Origin of the sequence: Streptomyces yangpuensis, from assembly GCF_001005295.1 — a bacterium.
GTDB lineage: Bacteria > Actinomycetota > Actinomycetes > Streptomycetales > Streptomycetaceae > Streptomyces > Streptomyces yangpuensis.
In genome coordinates this window covers 165,191-185,876 of the sequence record NZ_LBMK01000006.1, presented here as the reverse complement: position 1 = coordinate 185,876, position 20,686 = coordinate 165,191, and the positions used below count along the sequence as shown (strand labels likewise).

Genomic DNA, 20,686 nt, shown 5'->3' with positions numbered 1-20,686 from the left:
CACCCCCATGAACAACCCCACCAACGCCGGGCGCCGCGGACGTCACCGCCGTCGCAGCACCGCCACCGCTCTGCTGCTCGGTGTGCCCGCCACCGTCGTGCCGTACCTCCTGTTCGTGCAGGACGACTCGCAGGCCGCGACGGTCGACGACAAGGCCTACTACAAGCTGGTCTCGGTGCGCAGCGGCAAGGTGCTGGACGTCAACGCCTTCTCCACCGCCGACGGCACCCGCATCCAGCAGTGGACCGACCAGAACACGGCCAACCAGCAGTGGCGGCTGCGGTCCACCGGCGACGGCTACTACGAGCTGGTGAACCGCAACAGCGGCAAAGTGCTCGGCATAGCGGGCGATTCGACCGCGCAGGCGGCTGCCGCCGAGCAGCAGACCGACAGCTCTTCCGCCTCCCAGGAGTGGCGGATCGACGACGTGAGCGGTTCCGACGCCGTCACCCTCACCTCCCGCGGGACCGGCCAGGTCCTGGACGTCTCCGGAGCCTCCACGGCCGACGGCGCGGCGGTCATCCAGTACGGCGGCCATGGCAGAACCAACCAGCAGTGGAAGCTGGTGAAGACGGCCGAGGCGCCGGCCACCGGGACCGGACCGTACGCGTGGAAGAACGCCCAGGTGGTGGGCGGGGGGTATGTCACCGGGCTGGTGTTCAACCCCCGGGAGAAGGGGCTGCTGTACGCGCGCACCGACATGGGCGGCGCCTACCGCTGGGACGCCGCAGCCGAGCAGTGGATCCCGCTGACCGACTGGCTCGGAGAGAAGGACTGGAACCTGCTGGGCATCGACGCGCTGGCCACCGACCCCGTCGACCCCGGCCGGCTCTACCTGGCCACCGGCACCTACACCAACGACTGGGCCGGCAACGGCGCGATCCTGCGCTCCACGGACCGGGGCCGCACCTTCCAGCGCACCGACCTCCCCTTCAAGCTGGGCGCCAACGAGGACGGCCGCGGGGCAGGCGAACGGCTGGTGGTCGACCCCTCGGACAACCGCAACCTGTTGCTCGGCACCCGCAAGAACGGCCTGTGGCGCAGCACGGACAGCGGTGCGACGTGGCGGCAGGTCTCCTCGTTCCCGGTCAAGGACGGGGCGGGCAGCGGCGCGGGCATCTCCTTCGTGACGTACGGCCCGGCAGGCAGCAACACGGTCTACGCCGGCGTCGCCGACAAGTCCACCTCCCTGTACCGTTCCACCGACGGCGGCAGCACCTGGCAGGCGGTCCCCGGGCAGCCCACGGGCCAGTTGCCGCAGCACGGCGTGCTCTCCGGCGACGGCTCGCTGTACCTGACGTACACCAACGCCCTCGGACCCAACGGCGTGACGGCGGGATCGGTCTGGAAGTACGCACCGGCCGGCGGAACGTGGAAGAACGTCTCCCCGTCCCAGGGCGGCTACGGGTTCTCCGGCCTGGCCGTCGACCCGCGCCAGCCGTCCACGGTGATGGTCACCACCCTCGACCGCTGGTGGCCCGAGGACGAGATCTACCGCTCCACGGACGGCGGCACGACCTGGAAAGCGCTGGCGGACAAGTCGGTGCGGGACGCCTCCGGCGCTCCCTACATCGGCACCCACACCGGGCACTGGATGACCGCCCTGGCCATCGACCCCTTCGACTCCGGGCACGTGCTGTACGGCACCGGCAACGGCATCTGGCGCAGCAAGGACGCCAACGTCACCGACAGCGGCGGCACCAGCCACTGGGCCGCGGGGGCGCGAGGGCTGGAGGAGACCGCGCTGATGGACGCGATCGCCCCGCCCGGCGGCGCCGCTGTCGTCACCGCCATGGGCGACCAGGGCGGTTTCCGCCACGACGACCTGACCAAGGTCCCGGCCGGGCGGCTGGGCAATCCGGTGATGACCAACAGCACCGACATCGACTTCGCCCAGTCCAACCCATCGATGATGGTCCGCGTCGGCCGCGGCGGGGCGCAGGACGGCGCCTACTCCACCGACGGCGGCATCAGCTGGAACGGCTTCAGAGCCGAGCCGGTGGCCGGTGCCCAGGACGGCCGCGTCGCGCTCGCGGCCGACGGCTCGACCATCGTCTGGACCCAGGCCGGCCAGGTCCCGTACCGCTCGACCGACAAGGGGGCGACCTGGTCGAAGGTCAGCGGCCTGGGCACCGACGCCGTGGTCGTCGCCGACCGTTCCTCGGCCAGGACCTTCTACTCGCTGAGCGGCGGCACGCTCTACGCCAGTACGGACGGCGGCGCGACCTTCACCGCCCGCGCCTCCAGCCTGCCCTCCGGCCGGCTCACGGCCGTCCCCGGCATCGCCGGAGACCTCTGGATCGCCGACGGTGGCCAGGGGCTGCTGCACTCCACCGACGGCGGCCGCACCTTCACCGCGCTCACCACGGTGAAGTCCGCCTCCGCCCTCGGCTTCGGCAAGGCCGCACCCGGCGCCTCCTACCAGGCCCTGTACCTGATCGGCACCGTCAAGGACGTCACCGGCGTCTTCCGGTCCACCGACAAGGGCGCCACCTGGCTCCGCGTCAACGACGACGCCCACCAGTGGGGCAGCATCGGCGGCGTCGGCGTCATCACCGGCGACCCCGACACCTACGGCCGCGTCTACGTGGGCACCAACGGCCGGGGCCTCCAGTACGGCGACCCCTCCTGACCCCGGCACCGGTGCGGACGAACGTCTGACGTCCGAGCCGGCGTGCTGTCCGCAAGGGACTGCCGTCCTCCGACAGGTGCGACACCTGTCCGGAGGGCGGCATTGCGTCGGAGCGGACGGCACTGTCCACGGTGCATGGGCCGGTGGTCCTGGCTCACCCTCCGGGGCGGGCGCCGAGCCGCGCGGCCCGCACGTCTCGGATCGCTGAGCGGCTCCATCGTGCCGTGGCCGTGGCCGGCGCGGGGTACGAATCGAGACGTAGGTCTCGCCGTCCACGAGGGGCTGCTCCGGGCTCAACCGGCCGCGGCCATCCGTTCGTACGGGGTGAGCACGAGCCGCCGGGTGCGGTATTCGCCGTACATGCCGGTCTCGTCGCTCTTCAGGCCGCGGTGGTGGCGGTGATGTGAGACAGCGGGTACGCGGTCTGCCCGGGTGGTGGCTTTGCGTCCTATGATCGTCACTCCTTGTGTGAGGGGGCTTGGCATGGGGGCTGGGTTGTCGCAGGAGGCGCGGCGGCAGGAGCGGTTGCTGCGTGAGCAGTGGGAGGCCGCCCGGCGGCAGGTGCGGGAGCGGCGAGGGGCGGCCGGGGAAGGGGAGCGGCGGGTCCTCGCGCAGTTGCTGGTGCTGACCGCCCGCGGGTGGCGGTTGCTCGTCGGCCGCGGGGACGTGGTGCTGGTCGGACCCGGCGGGGTGTTCGTCGTCGGCGTCGGGCCGGGGGCCGGGGTCGGCGCCGGGGACGGGGGTGCGGCCGGGCTGCTCGCGGCGACCAGGGTCACCGAGAGTGCCGTCGCGTCGCTCGGGATGTCGCCGGTGGCGGTGCAGCCCGTCATGGTGGCGGCCGGGCAGGGCCCTGACCACGGGCACGGACGGATACGGGTGCTCGGCGAACAGGAGGTCGGGCGGGTGCTGCTGGCGCAGCCGCGCCGGCTGCGGGCCGAGTCCGTTCGGGCGATCGCCGACCATCTGGAGCGGGTCCTCCCCGGCAAAGAAGGGCTCGCGCTCCAGCAGGGAGCCGCTCCGTCGCTCCACCCGGGTTCCGACGGGCTGTTCGATCTGGACGGGCTGCGGGACGCGGCCCTGGAAGGGGCGCGGCGGGCGCCGATCGAGCAGTGGATGACCTTTCTGCACCCGGACCAGGTGGCGCTCGTACGCCGCAACTGGTCCGGACCGGCACGCATCAGCGGACCGGCGGGCACCGGCAAGACCGTCGTCGCGCTGCACCGCGCGGCCCACCTGGCCAGGCGGACCACGGGCCGCATCCTGTACGTCACCTTCGCCAACAACCTGCCCCGCGTGCAGAGCACCTTCCTGCGGACCATGGCCCCCGCCGTCGCCGACCGGGTGGACTTCCGCAGCCTGCACTCCTGGGCCCAGGAGTTCCTGCAGGAGCGGGGCGTACCGGTGCGGTTGAACGGGGACAAGGCCGAGACCGCCTTCAGCCGCGCCTGGACGCACGTCGGGCGGGAGAGCCTGCTGGTCCGGATCGACCCGGGGCCTGGGTACTGGCATGAGGAGATCGACCACGTCATCAAGGGGCGCGGCCTGACGCGGTTCGAGGACTACGCGGTCGTCCCGAGGCGACGGCGGAGGGCGAGCCTGCACCGTACGCAGCGGCAGGCCGTGTGGGAGCTGTACGAGGAGTACGAGGCGCGGCGTCATGAGCGCGGCGTGCACGATTTCAACGACGTGCTGTCCATGGCCCTCGCGCAGGCGTCGCAGGAAGGCGGACCGCCCCCGTACGCCGCCGTCGTCGTGGACGAGGTCCAGGACCTGACGCTGGTCGGGGTGCGGCTCCTGCACGCGCTCGTCGGCGATGCCCCCAACGGTCTGCTGCTCGTCGGCGACGGCCAGCAGACTGTGTACCCAGGCGGCTTCCGCCTTACCGACGCCGGCATCGACATCCGCGGCGACCGCGGGCAGGTGCTGCGCACCAACTACCGCAACAGCAGGCAGATCCTGGACGCCGCCCTCGCCCTCGTCGCCGACGACGTGTTCGAGGACATCGACGGAGTGCCCACGCCGGGCCGCCGCGACGTCGATCTCACCTACCACGACGGGGACGTCGTACGCGTCGCCGAGCCCACGGCGGAGGCCCACGACCGGGAGCTGGTGGGCGCCCTGCGGGTGCTGCCCGACGGCGCGCTCGCCGACACCGCCCTGCTGTGCCCCTCCAGACGGGCCCTCGGCCACTACCAGCGGCTGCTCGCACGGGCCGAGATCCCGGTGCGCCCGCTGGAGCAGTACGACGGCAACCCCGTCGACGCCGTCAAGCTGGGCACCTATCCCCGGGCGAAGGGACTGGAGTTCAAGAATGTCTTCCTGCCCCGGTACGACACCGCGCTCACGGACACGGCGCCGGAGACCGACACGGCGCGGGAGCGTGCGGAACTCGTGCGCAGCCGGCTCTTCGTGGCCATGACCCGGGCCCGCGACCTGCTGTGGCTGGGCAGCGTCACCGGCCCGCCGGCCCCCCGGCGATGAGGCCGCGCACCGGCGCGGCTGGGACCTGCGTGCCGTGACACCCTCGGCCCTGTCGACGGGCGCAGCGATCTCGGCAAGCCGGCAGAGCGTGCCGCACGCTTCGGGAACCGGCACATCCTGGTGGCCACCGAGGCCGCCCGGCTGCTCTGCCTCAGCGTGCGCGCGCTGACGTACCGGCTCCAGCGCATCCGACCCTCACCCGGCACGACCCGGCCGGCCGGCGGCACCGCTGCACCCTGCGGACCGCGGCGATCGGGGCCCGTCTGCTCGGCCGGCCCGCGAGCTCCTCCGGCTGAGCCCGGCCTGATCGGCACGACATCCGCTACGTGTCGCGCCCGCGCGAATTCGTGGCGTACGCGGCCAGGACGCCGGCCAGGCACGCCCAGACCAGGCCCTGGCCGCCGCCGAGCAGCCAGCCCAGGGAGCCGAGCGCGACCGTGACGACCGCACCGGCCGCCAGGGCCCGCCGGTCCTTGAGGAACGCCCACCGGGCCCGGCCCCGGCCCGGTTCCCTCAGCTCTTCGACCGCCGCCCGGATCACCAGGGCGGCGAGGACGACGGTGGCGAGGAGCAGTGTCGGTTCCACCCGGTCCTCCTGTCGGTCTCCGGCCGGGCCGCGCCGGCCGGAACAAGCTCTGCCAGCAGTACAGCCGTGGAAGCGGGCTGCGTCAAAGAAGTCGGGAAGGCGGCCGGGAAGCCGGGCGGGCCGCCACGGGCGAGGGGGCAGGCCGCGCCCCGTACGCGATGGCAGGCCCGTACAACCGGGAGTTCCACAGGGCGGCGGACGGCGGCCGGCGGCCGGCGCCTGGCCCGCCAGCGGCCCGGCGTCCGGTGGACCATGGGGGAGGACACCGGCCCGGAGGCCAGGCCTTCCGCCGAGAGATGTTGATCTTGTGGCTCGGTGATCCCCGACAATGGTCCTCCCAGTACAGGAGAGCAAGGAACAGGCGATGGAGTCGTACGCGTACCCGCCCGCAGAGGATCCGCAGTTCGGGACGGTCACCGTCGAACTCGACCACGAGGCGGGGACCCTCGTCGTGGACGGGGACGGGGTACCGCGGGTCGAGGTGCGGCGGACCGACGGGGCGGAGGTGGACAGCCAGGTGCCGATCGGGACCAGGGACCCCGAACACCTGCTGATGCACGTCGGGGGCGTGGAGACGGAGTTGCGGCCCGCCAAGGGGTTCCTGACCCGTACGTCCTACCGGGTCGACGTCGGAAGCCTGCGGTTCGTGCCGGTCTCGCTCGACGGCAGCCGGCTGTCCCGCGACGGCGTGGAACTCGGGATGTTCGTGTCGACCGGGGACGGGCGGGTGAGCGCCGAGTGGGAGGGCGGGCAGCCGGAGGCGTACGAGGCGGCCGTCGGATACGCGCTCGCCGCGGCGTTCGGGACCGGAGCCGAGCCGATGTGGAAGCTCACTCTGGACGCCGTGCTGGACGCCATGCCCTGAAAGAAACCATGCCTGAAAGCGGAAATTGGCCACCTGTTCACCCGATCCTGTCGAGTGTGGCGACGGCCTGGATATCGTGGCGCGAGGTATCCGTGAACCATCTCCGCATCGAGGGAAACCATGAGCAGATCTGGGCGAACGGCAAGGCCGCGGCATTATCTGATGTGCCGTCCGCATTACTTCGACGTACGGTATTCGATCAATCCATGGATGGATCCCACGCAGCCCACGGTGACGGAAACCAGCCTTTCCCAGTGGAAGCGGCTGCACGACCTGTTCGTCGAGCTGGGGCACCGGATCGACCTCATCGAGCCGGTGCCCGACCTGCCGGACATGGTGTTCGCGGCCAACGGGGCGACCGTGCTGGACGGGCGGGTGCTCGTCGCCCGCTTCCGGCACGAGTACCGGGCGGGGGAGTCCCCGGCGTACCTGGACTGGTTCGCGGAGCGGGGCTGGGGAGAGGTCCGTCAGGCGGAGTACGTCAACGAGGGCGAGGGTGACTTCCTGCTCGCCGGCGACACGCTCCTGGCGGGCAGCGGGTTCCGCAGCGACCCGCGCGCGCAGCAGGAGGCGGAGGAGTTCTTCGGGCGGGCGATCCTCGGGCTGACGCTGGTCGACCCGCGGTTCTACCACCTCGACACCGCGCTGGCGGTCCTCGACCGCGACGAGATCATGTACTACCCGGCGGCGTTCTCCCCGGAGAGCCGCGAGGTGCTCGCGGACCGGTTCCCGGGCGCGGTCCTGGCCGAGGAGGCCGACGCGGTGGCGTTCGGGCTGAACGCCGTCTCCGACGGCCTGCACGTGGTCCTGCCCGAGCAGGCGCGGGGGCTGGCCGGCCGGCTCGCGGAGCGCGGGTTCGAGCCGATCGGTGTCGATCTGTCCGAGCTGCTCAAGGCCGGCGGCAGCGCCAAGTGCTGCACGCTGGAACTGCGTCCGGCGCCGGCCGTCTGACCCTCCCGCCCTCCTCGGTGGGCCGGGCCCGCTTTCCGATGCGGCGTCCGCCGGGAATCGGCCTCGGGTAATGCGGGAAACGGCTGTGGTGCGGTCCCCGTCGACGGGACAGCATCACAGCCGTATCGCGGGCCGCACACCGGGGGTTGTGAATTCTTATGCGTTCGCTCGGATGTTTTTGAATTCCCGCCGCCCATTCGGCCCGTACGGGTCAGCGGTCCACCGGCAGGCCGGTCGGCTCCTTGATGCGCTTCATGATGATCTGCGAGTTGACCTCGGTGATACCGGTGAGGGCGGTCAGCTTCTCGATCCACAGCCGCTCGTACGCACGCAGGTCCGCGACGGCGATCCGCAGCAGGCAGCCCGGGCTCCCGAAGAGCCGGTACGCCTCGATCACGTCCGGGATGTCCTGGAGGGCGGCCTCGAAGGCCTCGACCGCGGCCCGGTCACGGCGCACCTCGACCGAGACCAGCACCTCGAAGCCGCGCTCGACGGCCTCCGGGTCGATCACGGCGCGGTAGCCCTGGATCACGCCGTCCTGCTCCAGCTGGCGCACCCGGCGCATACAGGGCGACGGCGTCAGCCCCACCCGCTGGGCCAGCTCCTGGTTGCTCAGCCGTCCGTCGGCCTGGAGCTCGCGCAAGATATCGCGGTCAATGGCGTCCATGGCGCAATTATCACCCATGCTTTCCCGCCCACCCGGGCGGAAGGCGCAAGCCTATTGCGCGCAGATCGCTCTATCATTGCTGCTTTGAGTACATATGTACGAGTGAAGGGCGGCCACGCAGCATGGGACGGATCGTCGTCATCAGCACCGGCGGCACGATAGCCAGCCGCTGGCAGGGCTCCGGCTTCGCCGCGGACGCCGACGGGAACGAGGTCATCGCCACGGCGCCGCTGCCGGAGGACATGACCGTCGAGGTCGTCGACCTGTTCAGTGTGAACAGCCCCCGGCTCACCACGGCCCACCAGCTCACCCTCCTGCGTACCGTGCACGAGGTGCTCGCCGACCCCGGCGTCGACGGCATCGTCGTCACCCACGGCACCGACACCCTGGAGGAGTCGGCGTTCCTCGTCGACCTCCACCACCACGACCCCCGCCCCGTGGTCTTCACCGGCTCGCAGCGGCCCATGGGCACCGCCGACGGCGACGGACCGGGCAACCTCTACGACGCGCTGCTCACCGCCGCCACCACCCGCGGCCTCGGCGTCCTGATCGCCTTCGCCGGACGCGTGCACGCCGCCCGCGGCACCGTGAAGACGCAGGCCGTGGACCTGGACGCGTTCGCGGACCCCTCCACGGAGCTGCTCGGCAAGGTCGGCTTCGGCAAGGTCACCCTCCTGCGCACCCCCCGGCGCCCCGCCGCGCTCCCGCTCCCCGCGATGCCCGAGCTCCCGCCCCGCGTCGACGTGGTGATGCACCACGCCGACGCCGACCCGGTGCTCCTGAACGCCGCCGTCGAGGCCGGCGCCCGCGGCATCGTCCTCATCGGGACCGGCGCGGGCAACGCCACCCCCGAGATCGTGGAAGCGGTCCGCGCGGCCGTGGCCGGCGGCGTGCTGGTCGCCCTGACCACCCGCGTCATGGCCGGACCGGTCACCGAGATCTACACCCACGGCGGCGCGGTGGACCTCGTCGCGGCCGGCGCCGTCCCCACGGGCACCCTCCGCGCCGGCCAGGCTCGTATCGCGGTCCTCTCCGCCCTCCTCGCCACCGACGACACGGCGGAACAGGCCCGCATCCTCCGCGAGTCCCTGACTCCGGCCGGCCCGGTACTCGTCGAGGCCTGACCGCGTGACGGCGTGAGCGTGCCCCTGGCCCCCGGACACAGGTCCGGGCCCAGGGGCACGGCCCTTTCGTCCCGCGGCCCCCGCGGCCGGCGCGTGGCCCGCGATGGCGGCCCGCGGCCGGGGTCAGCCGCCGAAGGCCGACAGGATGCGGTCCGCCGCCGAGGTCGGGGTGACCGAGCCTGCCCGTACCGCCGCCTCCAGGTCCGGCGCGAGTTCCCGTACGGCCGGGTCCGCGCGCAGCCGCTCCAGCAGCTCGTCGCGGACCATCGACCAGGTCCACTCCACCTGCTGCGCCGCCCGCTTCGCCGCCAGCCGGCCGCCCGCCTCCAGCAGGGTCCGATGCTGCTCCAGGCGGTTCCACACCTCGTCCAGGCCCGCCGACTCCCGGGCGCTGCACGTCAGGACCGGCGGCGTCCAGGCCGCGTCCACCGGGTGCATCAGCCGCAGCGCGCCCGACAGTTCGCGGGCGGCGGCCTTCGCGTCGCGCTCGTGCGGGCCGTCCGCCTTGTTCACCGCCAGCACGTCGGCCAGCTCCAGGACGCCCTTCTTGATGCCCTGCAGCTGGTCGCCCGTACGGGCCAGGGACAGCAGCAGGAAGGAGTCGACCATCCCCGCCACCGTGGTCTCCGACTGGCCCACGCCGACCGTCTCGACGAGGACCACGTCGTAGCCCGCCGCCTCCATCACGATCATCGACTCGCGCGTGGCCTTGGCGACCCCGCCCAGCGTGCCCGCCGACGGCGACGGCCGCACGAACGCCGCCGGATCCACCGACAGCCGCTCCATCCGGGTCTTGTCACCCAGGATGGAGCCGCCCGTACGCGTCGACGACGGGTCCACCGCGAGCACCGCGACCCGGTGGCCGAGCCCGGTCAGCATGGTGCCGAAGGCATCGATGAAGGTGGACTTGCCCACCCCCGGCACCCCGCTGATGCCGATCCGGCGAGCCCGGCCCGCGTGCGGCAGCAGCTCCGTCAACAGGTTCTGCGCGAGCGCCCGGTGAGCGGGCAGGGTGGACTCGACGAGGGTGATCGCCCGCGCGATGAACGCGCGCTTCCCGTCGAGCACCCCCTTCGCGTACGCCTCGATGTCGATCCTCGGCACCGGCGCCCGCCTACAGCTCGTGGCCCAGGTCCGCGGCCAGCCGCGTCACCAGGTCGTGGGCCGCGTCCGGGATGACCGTTCCGGGCGGGAACACCGCGGTCGCGCCCATCTCCAGCAGCGTCGGGACATCGGCGGGCGGGATCACCCCACCCACGACGATCATGATGTCCTCGCGGCCCTCCTCCGCCAGCTGCTCGCGCAGTGCCGGTACGAGGGTCAGGTGGCCGGCCGCCAGCGACGACACGCCCACCACGTGGACGTCCGCCTCGACGGCCTGCCGGGCCACCTCCGCCGGGGTCTGGAACAGCGGGCCGACGTCCACGTCGAAGCCCAGGTCCGCGAAGGCGGTCGCGATCACCTTCTGGCCGCGGTCGTGCCCGTCCTGGCCCATCTTGGCCACCAGGATGCGCGGGCGACGTCCCTCCGCCTCCTCGAACCGGTCCACCAGCGCACGGGTGCGCTCCACGGACGGGGACTCGCCTGCTTCGTTGCGGTACACCCCCGCGATCGTACGGATCTGGCTCGCGTGCCGCCCGTACACCTTCTCCAGTGCGTCAGAGATCTCACCCACGGTCGCCTTGGCGCGCGCCGCGTCCACCGCCAGGGCCAGCAGGTTGCCGTCGCCGCGCTCCGCCGCGTTCGTCAGCGCCCGCAGCGTGTCCTGGGTGACCGCCTCGTCGCGCTCCTCGCGCAGCCGCCGCAGCTTGGCGATCTGCTGGCTGCGCACCGAGGAGTTGTCGACCTTGAGGACGTCGATCGCCTCGTCGTTCTCCACGCGGTACTTGTTGACGCCGATCACCGGCTGCCGGCCCGAGTCGATCCGCGCCTGCGTGCGCGCCGCGGCCTCCTCCACCCGCAGCTTCGGGATGCCCGCGTCGATGGCCTGCGCCATGCCGCCGGCCGCCTCGACCTCCTCGATGTGCTGCCAGGCCCGCCGCGCCAGGTCGTACGTCAGCTTCTCCACGTACGCGCTGCCGCCCCACGGGTCGATCGACCGGCAGGTCCCCGACTCCTGCTGCAGCAGCAGCTGGGTGTTGCGGGCGATGCGCGCCGAGAAGTCCGTCGGCAGCGCGAGCGCCTCGTCGAGGGCGTTGGTGTGCAGCGACTGGGTGTGCCCCTGGGTCGCCGCCATCGCCTCGATGCAGGTACGCGTCACGTTGTTGAAGACGTCCTGCGCCGTCAGCGACCAGCCCGAGGTCTGCGAATGCGTGCGCAGCGACAGCGACTTGGCGTTCTTCGGGTCGAACTGCTTCACCAGCTTCGCCCACAGCAGGCGGGCCGCGCGCAGCTTCGCGACCTCCATGAAGAAGTTCATGCCGATCGCCCAGAAGAACGACAGGCGCGGCGCGAACGCGTCCACGTCCAGCCCCACCGCCTGCCCCGCCCGCAGGTACTCCACGCCGTCCGCGAGGGTGTACGCCAGCTCCAGGTCGGCCGTGGCACCGGCCTCCTGGATGTGGTAGCCGGAGATGGAGATCGAGTTGTACCGCGGCATCTTCTGCGAGGTGAACGCGAAGATGTCGGAGATGATCCGCATCGAGGGCTTCGGCGGGTAGATGTAGGTGTTGCGGACCATGAACTCCTTGAGGATGTCGTTCTGGATGGTCCCGGCGAGCTTGTCGGGGGAGACCCCCTGCTCCTCCGCCGCCACGATGTACAGCGCGAGGACGGGCAGCACCGCGCCGTTCATCGTCATCGACACCGACATCTTGTCCAGCGGGATTCCGTCGAACAGCTGCCGCATGTCGTAGATCGAGTCGATCGCCACGCCCGCCATGCCGACGTCACCGGTCACGCGCGGGTGGTCGCTGTCGTAGCCGCGGTGCGTGGGCAGGTCGAAGGCCACCGACAGGCCCTTCTGACCGGACGCCAGGTTGCGGCGGTAGAAGGCGTTCGACTCCTCGGCCGTGGAGAAGCCGGCGTACTGCCGGATCGTCCAGGGCTGGTTGACGTACATCGTCGGGTACGGGCCGCGCAGGTACGGGGCCACGCCCGGGTACGTGCGCAGGAAGTCCAGACCCTCCACGTCCCGCCCGGTGTAGAGCGGCTTGACGCCGATGCCCTCGGGCGTCTCCCACAGCAGGTCGGCGGCCGCGGTGCCGGTGGACTCCTTCACCGAGGAGCGCCACTGCTCCTCCGAGACCCCGGCGGCGGCGGTGGGACCGAGCGCCAGCTCGGAGAAATCGGGGATGCTCATGCGGGCACTCCCATCCGGTCGAGTACGGAGGACAGCACGGCGACGGCGTCACAGCCGGCGAAGACGTACTCGTCCACGGAAGCCTCTGCGGTGCCCGGCCGGCCGGCGAGGAAGACGGTCGTGGCGCCTGCGGCGCGCAGCGCTCCGGCCACCGCCGCGGCCTGCTCCTCGTACAGGGCGTCGCTGGAGCAGAGCACGGCCATGCCGTCGGCGCCGCTCGCGGCGTACGCCTCGGCGGCCGTCTCCGCGTTCACCGACACCGGGTCGTGCACGGACTCGATCCCGCCCGCCTGGAACAGGTTCGAGGCGAAGGTGGCACGCGCGGTGTGCGCGGCCGCCGGGCCCAGCGCGGCGAGGAAGATCCTCGGCCGGGCGCCGGTCGCCGCCAGGTGCGCGTCGCTGCGGGCGCGCAGGGCCTCGTACGCCTCGTCGCGCCGGACGCGCGGCAGGCCGCCCGTGGGAGCCGCGGGCGCCGGCTCGCGGACGACCGGCTTCTCCGACAGCAGCGGGAACTCGCTGACCCCGGTGATCGGCTCGCGCCGCCTGGCCAGCTTCTTGGAGCGCTCCGCCCAGGTGGCGGCGAGGCGTTCGGTGACCAGGCCGGAGCGCAGGGCGGCGGCCATGCCGCCGGCCTTCTCCACCGTCCGGAAGAACTCCCAGGCGGCGTGGGCGAGTTCGTCGGTGAGGCGCTCGACGTAGTACGAACCGCCGGCCGGGTCGATCACCCGGGCCAGGTGCGATTCCTCCAGCAGGATCGTGGAGGTGTTGCGGGCGATGCGGCGCGCGAAGGCGTCCGGCAGGCCCAGTTCGTTGTCGAAGGGGAGCACGGTGACCGAGTCGGCCCCGCCCACGCCCGCGGCCATGCAGGCCACGGTGGTGCGCAGCATGTTCACCCACGGGTCGCGGCGGGTCATCATCACCGGCGAGGTCACGGCGTGCTGGCACTGGGCACCCGCCTCCGGGGCCCCCGAGGCCTCGGCGATCCGGGCCCACAGCCGGCGAGCGGCACGGAACTTGGCGATGGTGAGGAACTGGTCCGCGGTCGCGGCGTAGCGGAACTCCAGCTGACCGAGAGCGGCTTCGACGCTCAGCCCACCTGCGGAGAGGGCGCGCAGGTAGGCGACGCCGGTGGCCAGCGAGAGCCCCAGCTCCTCGGCGGCGCTGCCGCCGGCCTCGTGGTAGGGCAGGGCGTCCACGGTCAGCGCCCGCACCCCGGGCAGGCCGGCGGCGGCCTCCCGGGCCAGCTCGACGGCGGCGGCCTGGTCCAGCGCCTCGCCGGTCCGGGCCTCGTGGCCCAGCGGGTCGGCACCCAGGGAGGCCCGCACGGCCTCCGGAGCCACCGAACGCTCGGCGAACAGGTCCAGCAGGGCGCGGGCGGCCCCCGCGTAGTCGGCTCCGGCGTCCAGGGCGATCGGGGCGAGGTCCAGGTAGACCCCGTCCAGGGCCCGGGCGAGACCGTCGGCCGGGATGCCGCCGCGGCCCACGGTGAGCCAGAGGGAGGTGACCCCGTTCTCCAGGTCCGCGAGGGCCGCCTCGTTCAGGCGCTGCGGATCGGTGCCCGCGAGGCGCTGGCGCACGTCCCAGCCGTTCGCGGTGGTGCCTTCCGGCCTGCCTCCGCGGACGAAGGGGGCGAAGCCGGGGAAACCGGTGTCGGGCACCGTCCCGTCGGACGGCGCGGTGTACAGCGGGCGGGTGGTGAGCCCGTCCTCGAGTCGGGTGGACAGCGCATCTTCTGCGGCCTCGCCGGATGCTTCCTTGCCCGACTTGCGCAGTACGCCTTCTACAAGGCGCTGCCACTGCTCATGCGTCGCGTCAGGGAACTCGGCGGCCAGGGAGAGCCCGTCGTCAGGCAGGACCGTCATGGCTCGAATGTAGGGGAGCGCGCTCAGGTGGCACCATACCGGCGGGTGTGATCTCCCCCTCTCGGAGCGTGCGGCCGGGTCCGGGAACACCCGGCTGAGCAGCACGGTTGCGGCGGCCCCCGGCAGCCCGGCCGCACCCGCGCGCGGGACCGCGATCCGTGTGGAGCCGTCGCAGACGCGCGAGACCTCCAGCGCGGCACCCCGCACCTCCTCCGAGCGCCCCTCGCGCAGGAAGCCCGCCGACACGGTCACGACCAGGCCCGCCGGATTGCAGACATCCGACAGAACGGACGCCGCCCGGCCCCGCCCACACAGCTGCCGATCGGCGAGGGCCACCGGCAGCGGGACGGAGCGGCCCGGCCGGCTACCGCGCCGGAGCGGCCCGGCCCGCCGGCCGCGGCGGAGGGGTCCGGCCCGCTGCGGCGTCCGGCCACGGCGTCCGGCCACGGCGTCCGGTCGCGGCGCCGAGAGCGGTGCCGGCGGGCGCCGCCCGCAGGCATCCGGCGGCCGCCGCCGGGCCCGGGCAGCTCGCGCAACAGCACGGTAGGCGGCTCCTCCGCCGGGCGGCAGGTGCCGATCCCGGCGAACGCGTGGCGGCCGGATTGCGGCACCGTGAAATCCGGCCACGGTTTTCGGCCGCCGGGGCGGGGTGGCGAGTGGGGCGTCGTACGGGGGAAAGGGCAGGTCGGACCAGGTGTACGGGGTGGACGTGGGGGGCGGCGAGGCATGCGCGGGGTGGCTGCGGACGTGGGTTGACCCAGGTCCGGGGCACTGACACGCTCCGGGACATGACCGCGAACGAACACCTCGCCCCGCGGCTCCGCACCCCCGGCCCCCGCACCGCGCCGGGCCAGTGTCCGGGCCGCTGTCCGGCCCCCTGTCGCCCCTGACATCTTCCGCAGCCCGGCACCTGCGCATCGCACCGCCGCGTGGCGGCGGCGATCCGCACGGACGGACCGGCAACGGACCGGCCGGCTGCCGCAGCCCCATGGCCGGGCGGCGGCGACGTGCAGCGGACACCCGTGGTCGGTCCGGTGGCCCGCAGGCCTGACGGGACGGCTGCGCGCTCCGCCGGCCCGGGGACCCGGGCCTGTGTTCCCCAGGCTGACAGGGCTCACCAGCCCGAAGGCCTGATGGCCTGTGGAGTCCGCGGGCCGCTGCTCGAACTGCTGGTCCGATGACCATGAGACGGGCTGCGGTCCAGGGGCCGGTCCGGCGGGTTGCAGGCCCGGCTGACCGGGCACCGCGGCCCTACGGTCCGGGGGCCGGAGCGGCGGTTGGCCGGTCCTGGCCCCGAGCCCCACGGGCCGCGTGGTCGGCGGGCGCCGGCCGGTGGTCCGGCCGTTCACGGCCGACAGGTCGGCCGGGTCACGAGCCCGGCGGTCTGCGAGCCTCGACGCGGCCGACGGGCGGATCCGCCCGGGGCGGGGGACCGAGGGCCCTCCGCGACCTCGGTCCGACGCCTCCGGGCCCGCCCCGTACGCATCACCCGTACCGCACTGCCCCAACCCGCGCCCGTTTCGAACCCGCCGCCCTCGCATCCCCCCTGTCGATCCCGGCACCCGTATCGAGCCCGCGCCCGCCGTCGCGGCCGCACCCGTACCGAACCGGCCCCGCACGGCGCCGGCACGGCTTCCGGAGCCGTATCCGTACAGCCCCGCACCGCTCTGTTTCTGCCGCTGCGGAAGTAGCCCCCGCAGCCTTACCGAGGAGTCACCATGGCCACTGCCACCCACACCGCCACCACGCTCACCGTCACGAAGATCGGCGGGCGTATCGGCGCCGAGATCGGCGGCGTCCGGCTCGGCGGGGGTCTGGGCGACGCCGATGTCGCCGGGATCCGGGCCGCCCTGCTCGCCCACAAGGTCGTCTTCTTCCGCGGCCAGGGGCACCTCGACGAGGCCGCCCACGAGGCCTTCGCCGAGCTGCTCGGTGCACCCGTCGCGCACCCCACCGTGCCCTCCGCGGACGGCCGTTACGCCCTCGGCATCGACTCCCACCACGGCGCCCGCGCCAACCAGTGGCACACCGACGTCACCTTCGTCCCCGCCTACCCCGCCTTCTCCATCCTCCGGGCCGTCACCATCCCCCCGTACGGCGGTGACACCCTCTGGGCCAACACGGCCACCGCCTACGCCGGCCTCCCCGAGCCGCTCCGCGCACTCGCCGACGGCCTGCGCGCGGTGCACTCCAACGAGTACGACTACGCCGCCCTGCGGCCCGACGTCCTTCCCGAGGCCCTGGCCCAGTACCGCGAGGTGTTCACCTCCACCACGTTCCTCACCGAGCACCCCGTGGTCCGCGTCCACCCCGAGACCGGCGAGCGCACCCTGCTGCTCGGCAACTTCGTCCAGCGGATCCAGGGCCTCACCGGCCGGGACAGCCGCGCGCTGCTCGACCTCTTCCAGGCCCACATCGAGGGTCCCGAGAACACCGTCCGCTGGCAGTGGCAGCCCGGTGACGTCGCGATCTGGGACAACCGCGCCACCCAGCACTACGGCGTGGACGACTCCGACGACCACGAGCGCACGCTGCGCCGCGTCACCGTCGACGGCGACGTCCCGGTCGGCCCCGACGGGGTCCCGTCCCGCCTGATCAGCCCGGAGACCGTCCCGGACCCCTCCTTCGGGATCCCGTCCGGCGCCTCCACCCGTTCCGGTTCCGCCGCCACCGGCTCCGGTTCAGTCGCCTGACCCGCCGTCGTCAGAGTCCGTACGCCGCTCAAGGAGCCACCGTGCCCAAGCTGCTCGCCCTCACCGGCAGCCCCTCCGCCCACTCCCGTACCGCGGTCGTCGCCGACCACGCGCTGCGCCACCTCACCCACGCCCACGTCGGCTTCGAGACCGCCACCCTGGCCGTGCGCGAGCTCCCCGCCGCAGACCTGCTCGCCGCCCGCCGCGGCGAGCCCGAGATCCGCCGCGCTCTCGAGGCCGTCGCCGAGGCCGACGGCCTGATCATCGCGACCCCCGTCTACAAGGCCTCGTACACCGGCCTGCTCAAGGCCTTCCTCGACCTGCTCCCGCAGGACGGCCTCGCCGGCAAGACGGTGCTGCCGCTCGCCACCGGCGGCAGCCTCGCGCACGTCCTGACCATCGACTACGCCCTGCGCCCCGTGCTGGCCGCCCTCGGAGCCCGGCACGTCACCGCCGGCCGGTTCGTCCTGGACTCCACCGTCGAGCGGGGCTCCGGCCCCGACCGGCTGCGGCCCGAGGCGGAACTCGACCTCCTCCAGGCCGTCGACGAGTTCGCGGACGCCCTGCGTGCCGCCCCCGTGCCGACCGCCGCCCCCTCGCTGCTCACCGCCCCCGCCACCGCCACCGCCCCCGCCATCGTCACCGCCGCCGCCCCGTAGGTCCGTCCCCGCCCCTCGCCCGCGACCCGTACGACAAGGATCCGTCATGCCCGCAGCACTCACCTCGACCACCACCTCCCGGCGCCAGTTCCTGACCCTGCTCGGCATCTCGGCGGCCGCGGTGAGCTGCGGCACGGCCACCGCCGGCGGCGGATCCGGCTCCGGCTCCGCCGGCCAGGTCACCGCCCTGAAGTACCAGGGGAGCGTGGGTGCCGTCACGCTCCCCGAACTCGCCGCCGACCTCGGCTACCTCGGCGACGTCAAGCTGGAGTGGATCGGCAACACCATCAGCGGCCCGCAGGACATCCAGTCCGCCGCCACCGGCCAGATCCACTTCGGCGGCGCCTTCAACGGGGCCGTGGTCAAGCTGGCCGCCAGCAAGGCCCCGATCACCTCGGTCATCTCCTACTACGGCTCCGACCAGCACTCCTACAGCGGCTACTACGTGCTGGAGGACAGCCTCATCCGGACCGCCCGCGACCTGATCGGCAAGAAGGTCGGCATGAACACCCTGGGCGCGCACTCCGAGGCCATGCTGGAGATCTACCTGAAGCGCAACGGGGTGTCGAAGGCGGACGCGGCCAAGGTCGAATCCCTGGTCGTCCCGCCGGTCAACACCGAACAGGTCCTGCGGCAGAAGCAGATCGAGGTCGGCGTCCTCGGCGGGGTGCTGCGCGACAAGGCCCTCGCCGCCGGCGGGCTCCGCCCGCTCTTCACCGACTTCGAGCTGCTCGGCCCGTTCAGCGCGGGCAGCTACGTGATGACGAAGCGCTTCGTCAAGGAGAACCCCGACACCGTCCGGACCTTCGTCACCGGCGTGGGCAAGGCCATCGAGTGGTCCCGCACCACCCCGCACGACCAGGTCATCGCCCGGATGACGGAGATCGTCACCAAGCGCGGCCGCAACGAGGACACCGCCACCCTCAAGTACTGGCGTTCGTACGGCGTCGCGGAGACCGGCGGCCGGATCTCCGACAAGGAGTTCCAGGTCTGGCTGGACTGGCTCGCCGAGCGCGGCGACATCAAGGAGGGCCAGCTGAAGGCGGCCGACCTCTACACCAACGAGTTCAACGGAAACGGGAAGGGGTGACGACGGCCATGGCGAAGATCGTGTTCGAGGGCGTCCGCAAGACCTTCGGGGACTTCACGGCCCTCGACGGCATTGACCTGGAGATCCGCAGCGGCGAGTTCCTCGTGGTCGTCGGCCCCAGCGGCTGCGGCAAGTCCACCCTCCTGGACCTCCTCGGCGGACTGTCCACCCCGACGTCCGGCCGGATCCTGCTCGATGGCAAGCCGGTCACCGGGCCGGGCCTCGACCGGGGCATCGTCTTCCAGCAGTACGCGCTGCTGCCCTGGCGCACGGCGCTCGGCAACGTCGAGTTCGGCCTGGAGGCCACCGGTGTCCCGCGCCGCGAACGCAGGGCACGGGCGACGGAGTTCCTCGACCTCGTCGGCCTGACCGGCTTCGAGGACCGACACCCGCACCAGCTCTCCGGCGGCATGCGCCAGCGCGTGGCCATCGCCCGCTCGCTGGCGTACGACCCCGACGTGCTGCTGATGGACGAGCCGTTCGCCGCCCTCGACGCCCAGACCCGCGAGTCCCTCCAGGACGAGCTGCGCCGCATCTGGCAGCGCACCGGCAAGACCGTCGTCTTCATCACCCACGGCATCGAGGAGGCGGTGTACCTCGGCCAGAAGGTGGCCGTCATGACCTCCCGGCCGGGTCGGATCAAGGAGATCGTCCCCGTCTCCTTCGGCGAACGCCCGGAAACCGCCGCGGTCGGCACTGGCACCGGCACCGGCACCGGCCCACAGGGCGAGGAACTGCGCTCCAGCCCGGAGTTCGCCCGCTACCGCCACGAGATCTGGACCCTCCTCCACGACGAGGTGGCCCGCGCCCAGCAACTGGAGAAGGAGGAGGCCTCCGTATGAGCACCGGAACCGACACCGCTGCCCCTGCCGTGCGGCCCGCCGCCCCGGCCCCCGCCGGGGAAGTACGGCACGCCGCGCCCCCGCCGCGTCCGGCGCCCGACGCCGGGCACGCGGTACGCCCCGCCCGGCAGCCCCTCAGAGCGCTCGGCCGCCGGCTGCGGGCCCTGTCCCTGCGCTCAGCGGCGATCCTCGTGCTGCTCGCCGTCTGGGAGACCGCACCCCGCCTGGGGCTGGCCGACCCCACCTTCCTGCCGCCGGTCAGCGAGGTGGCCGCCGCCTGGTGGGAGCTCCTGGGCAACGGCCAGCTCGGCCGGCACACCTGGGCCAGCCTGGTCCGCTCCTTCGGCGGCTTCGCCATCGCCGTCGTCGTGGCCGTCCCGCTGGGACTGCTCATCGGCTGGTACCGGCCGGTCGCCGCCCTGCTCGGCCCGCTGCTGGAGGTGTTCCGCAACACCGCCGCGCTGGCCCTGCTGCCGGTCTTCGTGCTCCTGCTCGGCATCGGCGAGACCTCGAAGGTGTCCATCGTCGTCTACGCGTGCGTCTGGCCGATCCTGCTGAACACCATCAGCGCCGTCGGCAACGCCGATCCCACGCTCGTCCGGCTCGCCCGCTCGATGGACCTGTCCACCCCGAGGCTCTTCCAGAAGGTGATCCTTCCGGCCTCCGTACCGGCCGTGTTCACCGGGATCCGGCTCGCCGGCGCCGTGTCCATCCTCGTCCTCGTGGCCGCCGAGATGATCGGTGCGAAGGCGGGTCTGGGTTACCTGATCAACGCCTCGCAGTTCAACTTCGCGATCCCGCAGATGTACGCGGGCATCGTCACCATCTCCGCCATCGGCGTCGCCTTCAACCAGCTCCTGGTCACGATCGAACGCAGGCTCAGTACCTGGCGCGTCCCCTCCTGACGCCCGTCCGGCCGGCCCGCGCTGCCCC

At 72.9% G+C, this 20,686-nt stretch carries 16 protein-coding genes; 10 read left to right on the top strand and 6 right to left on the bottom strand.

All coding sequences use genetic code 11. The annotated features are described in order from the left end of the window. The first annotated feature begins 7 nt into the window (after positions 1-7). The gene (locus AAT21_RS27270) at positions 8-2,632 is read left to right on the top strand and encodes an RICIN domain-containing protein (protein WP_046779588.1); all 2,625 of its coding nucleotides are present in this window, start codon (positions 8-10) and stop codon (positions 2,630-2,632) included. 293 nt (positions 2,633-2,925) lie between these two features. On the opposite strand, the gene AAT21_RS37785 is transcribed toward AAT21_RS27270, so the two are convergent. Further along, positions 2,926-3,093, bottom strand: a complete 168-nt coding sequence (locus AAT21_RS37785) for a hypothetical protein (protein ID WP_157879799.1) — start codon at positions 3,091-3,093, stop codon at positions 2,926-2,928. A gap of 22 nt (positions 3,094-3,115) precedes the next feature. On the opposite strand from AAT21_RS37785, the gene AAT21_RS27265 reads away from it, so the two are divergent. Beyond that, on the top strand, positions 3,116-5,113 hold the full coding sequence (locus tag AAT21_RS27265) for a UvrD-helicase domain-containing protein (protein WP_046779587.1): 1,998 nt from the start codon (positions 3,116-3,118) through the stop codon (positions 5,111-5,113). Between the two features lie 322 nt (positions 5,114-5,435). On the opposite strand, the gene AAT21_RS27260 is transcribed toward AAT21_RS27265, so the two are convergent. After that, positions 5,436-5,699 carry a hypothetical protein gene (locus tag AAT21_RS27260; RefSeq protein WP_046779586.1) on the bottom strand — a complete coding sequence of 88 codons (264 nt, stop codon included), beginning with the start codon at positions 5,697-5,699 and terminating at the stop codon, positions 5,436-5,438. A 364-nt stretch (positions 5,700-6,063) separates the two neighbouring features. Between AAT21_RS27260 and AAT21_RS27255 the strand changes: the two genes are divergently transcribed. Both AAT21_RS27255 and ddaH read left to right on the top strand, forming a co-directional pair. Further along, positions 6,064-6,564, top strand: a complete 501-nt coding sequence (locus AAT21_RS27255; protein WP_046779585.1) for a hypothetical protein — start codon at positions 6,064-6,066, stop codon at positions 6,562-6,564. A gap of 120 nt (positions 6,565-6,684) precedes the next feature. Next, positions 6,685-7,515: a dimethylargininase gene (ddaH, locus tag AAT21_RS27250; protein WP_046779584.1), complete on the top strand. Its 831-nt coding sequence runs from the start codon at positions 6,685-6,687 to the stop codon at positions 7,513-7,515. Positions 7,516-7,726: 211 nt separating this feature from the next. Here ddaH and AAT21_RS27245 read toward each other — a convergent pair whose 3' ends face one another. Next, positions 7,727-8,182, bottom strand: coding sequence for an Lrp/AsnC family transcriptional regulator (locus AAT21_RS27245; protein ID WP_046779583.1), 456 nt, complete (start codon positions 8,180-8,182; stop codon positions 7,727-7,729). A gap of 122 nt (positions 8,183-8,304) precedes the next feature. On the opposite strand from AAT21_RS27245, the gene AAT21_RS27240 reads away from it, so the two are divergent. Further along, entirely contained in the window at positions 8,305-9,306 is a 1,002-nt protein-coding gene (locus AAT21_RS27240; RefSeq protein WP_046779582.1) for an asparaginase, read from the top strand. Positions 9,307-9,429: 123 nt separating this feature from the next. Here the strand turns inward: AAT21_RS27240 and meaB are convergent, their stop codons facing one another. Genes meaB through mutA form a run of 3 tightly spaced genes read right to left on the bottom strand, consistent with a single transcriptional unit; the run spans position 9,430 to position 14,469 of the window. Beyond that, positions 9,430-10,410, bottom strand: a complete 981-nt coding sequence (gene meaB / locus AAT21_RS27235) for a methylmalonyl Co-A mutase-associated GTPase MeaB (RefSeq protein WP_046779581.1) — start codon at positions 10,408-10,410, stop codon at positions 9,430-9,432. Positions 10,411-10,420: 10 nt separating this feature from the next. Beyond that, entirely contained in the window at positions 10,421-12,607 is a 2,187-nt protein-coding gene (gene scpA / locus AAT21_RS27230; RefSeq protein WP_046779580.1) for a methylmalonyl-CoA mutase, read from the bottom strand. Further along, the gene (mutA, locus tag AAT21_RS27225; RefSeq protein WP_046779707.1) at positions 12,604-14,469 is read right to left on the bottom strand and encodes a methylmalonyl-CoA mutase small subunit; all 1,866 of its coding nucleotides are present in this window, start codon (positions 14,467-14,469) and stop codon (positions 12,604-12,606) included. Before mutA ends, scpA begins: the two co-directional genes overlap by 4 nt. Positions 14,470-16,187: 1,718 nt before the next feature. On the opposite strand from mutA, the gene AAT21_RS27220 reads away from it, so the two are divergent. Genes AAT21_RS27220 through AAT21_RS27200 form a run of 5 tightly spaced genes read left to right on the top strand, consistent with a single transcriptional unit; the run spans position 16,188 to position 20,658 of the window. Continuing rightward, positions 16,188-17,162: a TauD/TfdA dioxygenase family protein gene (locus AAT21_RS27220; RefSeq protein WP_046779579.1), complete on the top strand. Its 975-nt coding sequence runs from the start codon at positions 16,188-16,190 to the stop codon at positions 17,160-17,162. A 41-nt stretch (positions 17,163-17,203) separates the two neighbouring features. Further along, on the top strand, positions 17,204-17,821 hold the full coding sequence (ssuE, locus tag AAT21_RS27215) for an NADPH-dependent FMN reductase (RefSeq protein ID WP_046779578.1): 618 nt from the start codon (positions 17,204-17,206) through the stop codon (positions 17,819-17,821). A gap of 46 nt (positions 17,822-17,867) precedes the next feature. After that, complete coding sequence (locus AAT21_RS27210) at positions 17,868-18,911, top strand: ABC transporter substrate-binding protein (RefSeq protein ID WP_046779577.1); 1,044 nt, start codon at positions 17,868-17,870, stop codon at positions 18,909-18,911. A gap of 8 nt (positions 18,912-18,919) precedes the next feature. Further along, positions 18,920-19,753, top strand: a complete 834-nt coding sequence (locus tag AAT21_RS27205; RefSeq protein WP_046779706.1) for an ABC transporter ATP-binding protein — start codon at positions 18,920-18,922, stop codon at positions 19,751-19,753. Next, on the top strand, positions 19,750-20,658 hold the full coding sequence (locus tag AAT21_RS27200) for an ABC transporter permease (protein WP_046779576.1): 909 nt from the start codon (positions 19,750-19,752) through the stop codon (positions 20,656-20,658). The genes AAT21_RS27205 and AAT21_RS27200 overlap by 4 nt, the downstream gene beginning before the upstream one ends. The last annotated feature ends 28 nt before the right edge of the window (positions 20,659-20,686 follow it).

Excerpts from the sequence above, each read along its gene's own strand:
- AAT21_RS27270 (WP_046779588.1), top strand. The coding sequence starts at position 8 with ATGAACAACCCCACCAACGCCGGGCGCCGCGGACGTCACCGCCGTCGC.
- AAT21_RS27265 (WP_046779587.1), top strand. The coding sequence starts at position 3,116 with ATGGGGGCTGGGTTGTCGCAGGAGGCGCGGCGGCAGGAGCGGTTGCTG.
- AAT21_RS27255 (WP_046779585.1), top strand. The coding sequence starts at position 6,064 with ATGGAGTCGTACGCGTACCCGCCCGCAGAGGATCCGCAGTTCGGGACG.
- ddaH (WP_046779584.1), top strand. The coding sequence starts at position 6,685 with ATGAGCAGATCTGGGCGAACGGCAAGGCCGCGGCATTATCTGATGTGC.
- AAT21_RS27245 (WP_046779583.1), bottom strand. The coding sequence starts at position 8,182 with ATGGACGCCATTGACCGCGATATCTTGCGCGAGCTCCAGGCCGACGGA.
- AAT21_RS27240 (WP_046779582.1), top strand. The coding sequence starts at position 8,305 with ATGGGACGGATCGTCGTCATCAGCACCGGCGGCACGATAGCCAGCCGC.
- scpA (WP_046779580.1), bottom strand. The coding sequence starts at position 12,607 with ATGAGCATCCCCGATTTCTCCGAGCTGGCGCTCGGTCCCACCGCCGCC.
- mutA (WP_046779707.1), bottom strand. The coding sequence starts at position 14,469 with ATGACGGTCCTGCCTGACGACGGGCTCTCCCTGGCCGCCGAGTTCCCT.
- AAT21_RS27220 (WP_046779579.1), top strand. The coding sequence starts at position 16,188 with ATGGCCACTGCCACCCACACCGCCACCACGCTCACCGTCACGAAGATC.
- AAT21_RS27210 (WP_046779577.1), top strand. The coding sequence starts at position 17,868 with ATGCCCGCAGCACTCACCTCGACCACCACCTCCCGGCGCCAGTTCCTG.
- AAT21_RS27205 (WP_046779706.1), top strand. The coding sequence starts at position 18,920 with ATGGCGAAGATCGTGTTCGAGGGCGTCCGCAAGACCTTCGGGGACTTC.
- AAT21_RS27200 (WP_046779576.1), top strand. The coding sequence starts at position 19,750 with ATGAGCACCGGAACCGACACCGCTGCCCCTGCCGTGCGGCCCGCCGCC.